Below are 1,315 nucleotides of genomic sequence, written 5' to 3' on the forward strand. Positions count from 1 at the left end.
GGCACAACCGGTGAAGTGCCCCGACGGAAAACTTGCCGACGGCATTGAACGGGCAGGGGACGCCCGGCAATGCCTTGTCATCCGCAAGCTGGCGCCTGGCCAAACATCCCGCATCACACCCAAGGTACTGGTCGTCTTTCTGCACGGCGACAACGGCGGGCGCACGGAATTGAACGCGGACAGCGGCACAGCAGCCTTGCTGGCCGAGAAGCTCCAGGCCGTCACAGTGGCGATGCAGCGCCCCGGCTACCGCAGCGAAYTGGGCGTATCGGACGGCGAGTCCGGCCCCGGGGACGACGACTACACACCCCGCAACGCCGAAATCATCGCCGCCGCACTGGGCAGCCTGCGCAGCCTCAACCCCGGCAGGAAGATCCTGCTGATTGGCCACTCGGGCGGCGCGGCCATGGCGGCCTTGTTGGCCAGCCGTTTTCCGGGCAGCGCTGATGCCTATTTGCTGGCCGGATGCCCCTGCGATGTGCCGGCATGGCGGCAATGGCGCAACAGCTCTGCGGGCAARTCCGGCRCCTGGAGCCGCAGCCTTTCACCCCTGGCTGAAGCGGAGAAAATCAACCCGGATACGCAGATCAGCGTGGTGGTGGGCAACAAGGACGAAAACACATTGCCCCAGTTCAGCGAGGCCTATGTCAGGGCGCTGCAGGCGCGCGGCGTCAAAACCCGCGTCACGTATGCAATGAACGCCACCCACGTGTCGGTGCAGCGCGCGCCGGAGTTCTTCATGCTGGCGGGTRAATTGGCGGACAAGCTGTCGAAATAGCGCCGCTGCGCTATCCTTGCCGCTCCTTCATTCAACTTTTTTGATGATGTCCAAATTCCTGAACCACCTTTTCCTGGCTGCCGTTGTCGCGGCCGGCTTGCTGCTTGCCGGCTGTAACGATGCGCCGGGCACCGCGCCCGGCAGCCCGTCGGCAAAGGCTGTCACCGAACCGGTATCCGTGGCCGCCATCGAAGCCGGCGCCAAAGGCTTTTCGGCCGGCGCTTTAATGAGCAAGCGCACGGTGTATGTGTTTTTTGATGCGCAATGCCCGCACTGCGGCGCCCTGTGGGAAGCGGCAAAACCGCTGAAGTCCCAGGCCAGGTTTGTCTGGATCCCGGTTGGCATGCTCAACGCCGCCAGTACGGCCCAGGGGGCAACCCTGTTGGCGGCCAGCGACCCGGTGGCTGCCATGGACGCGCATGAAACGTCGCTGCAGGCCCGGCGTGGCGGCATCAGTGCGGCCAGCAATATCGACGCGCAAAAAGAAGCCGTCGCCAAAAACACCGAGCTGATGACCAGGCTGGGTTTCGCTTCGAT

2 protein-coding genes are annotated in these 1,315 nt (G+C 64.1%); both read left to right on the forward strand.

What is annotated here, in order from left to right; all coding sequences use genetic code 11:
* Window positions 1-778, forward strand: a 778-nt coding sequence (locus AC1D1P_RS23575) for an alpha/beta hydrolase family protein (protein ID WP_477674676.1), incomplete at its 5' end; no start/stop codon positions are given.
* Between the two features lie 43 nt (window positions 779-821).
* A partial coding sequence (locus AC1D1P_RS23580; RefSeq protein ID WP_477674677.1) for a thioredoxin domain-containing protein occupies window positions 822-1,315 on the forward strand: 494 nt, incomplete at its 3' end.

Source organism: Polaromonas sp. P1_E1_2 (assembly GCF_056406035.1).